Source organism: Pseudoroseomonas ludipueritiae (assembly GCF_014490445.1).
Lineage (GTDB): Bacteria > Pseudomonadota > Alphaproteobacteria > Acetobacterales > Acetobacteraceae > Pseudoroseomonas > Pseudoroseomonas ludipueritiae.
Genome location: NZ_JACTUZ010000349.1, coordinates 1 through 1,100, shown reverse-complemented (window position 1 = coordinate 1,100; position 1,100 = coordinate 1). Strand labels below are relative to the sequence as shown.

The following is a 1,100-nucleotide window of genomic DNA, read 5'->3' as shown; positions in this document are numbered from 1 at the left end:
CGGCGGCGGCAGGGGCCTCGGGCGCCGGGGCCGCCGGCTGCCATTCGCGGGCGCAGCGCAGGCAGCGCACAGGCCGGGCCGGGGTGCCGTCCGGGCGCGTCAACAGGTGTTCCGGCACCTCATAGGCGGCGCCGCAGGCAGGGCATTCAATGCGCATGCCCCTTGCTATGACCAAGCCCGCGGCGCCCGCAAGCCCGTGGCGGTGGCCGGCACCTCCGCCGGGGCGTCTTGGCGGGTGGTATGCGGCGGCCTGTCGTGGCATTCCCCTCCGCCATGGTCCGCTTCACCGCCGTCGGATTACGCTACCCCGCCCCTGGTGGGGGGGAGGGGCCGGAAGCCCTGTCCGACCTGACCTTCACCCTGCCGGATGGCAGCTTCACCTGGCTGCTGGGCGCCTCGGGCGCCGGCAAGTCCTCGCTGCTGCGGCTGATGCACCTGGCGCAACTGCCCACCCGCGGCACCATGGAGGTGCTGGGCGTGACGGTGCGGGCGGACCGGCGGGCGCAACTGCCGGCGCTGCGGCGGCGAATCGGCGTGGTCTTCCAGGATTTCCGGCTGCTGCCCTACCTTTCCGCCTTCGACAATGTGGCCCTGCCGCTGCGCCTCGCCGGCCGTTCCGAGTCGAGCGCACGGCCGGATGTGACGGAGATCCTCCGCTGGGTCGGGCTGGCGGGAAAGGAAGCCGCGCTGCCGCAGCAGCTTTCGGGCGGCGAGCAGCAGCGCGTGGCCATCGCCCGCGCCGTGGTGACGCGGCCGCAATTGCTGGTGGCGGATGAGCCCACCGGCAACCTCGATTCGCATCAGGCCCGCCGGTTGCTGGCCTTGCTGACGGAGATGAACCGCCTGGGCACCACCGTGGTCGTCGCCACCCATTCCGAGGAACTGGTGGCCAGCTTTCCCGCGCCCTCCCTGGTGCTGGAGGCCGGCAGGGTCGTGCATCATGGTTAGGCGCACCCGCTATGCGCGAGACCCGCTGGGGCTGAAGCGGGCGCTCTCCGACCGGCTGCTGCCGGGGCTTGTCGCGGCCATGGCGCTGCTGGCGGCCCTGGCGCTGGCCGGCAGCCGCGGCGCGGAAGCCCTGCGCCACCGCTGGGAGGCCG

2 protein-coding genes are annotated in these 1,100 nt (G+C 73.5%); one reads left to right on the top strand and one right to left on the bottom strand.

Translation table 11 applies throughout. The features are described 5' to 3' along the window. Window positions 1–157: zinc-ribbon domain-containing protein (locus IBL25_RS27670; protein WP_187781369.1), on the bottom strand; the 157-nt coding region annotated here is incomplete at its 3' end. Between the two features lie 116 nt (window positions 158–273). On the opposite strand from IBL25_RS27670, the gene IBL25_RS26290 reads away from it, so the two are divergent. Then, the gene (locus IBL25_RS26290; protein WP_187781370.1) at window positions 274–948 is read left to right on the top strand and encodes a cell division ATP-binding protein FtsE; all 675 of its coding nucleotides are present in this window, start codon (window positions 274–276) and stop codon (window positions 946–948) included. The last annotated feature ends 152 nt before the right edge of the window (window positions 949–1,100 follow it).

Bases quoted from the DNA above. Each gene is read 5' to 3' on its own strand.
- IBL25_RS26290 (WP_187781370.1), top strand. From the start codon at position 274: ATGGTCCGCTTCACCGCCGTCGGATTACGCTACCCCGCCCCTGGTGGG.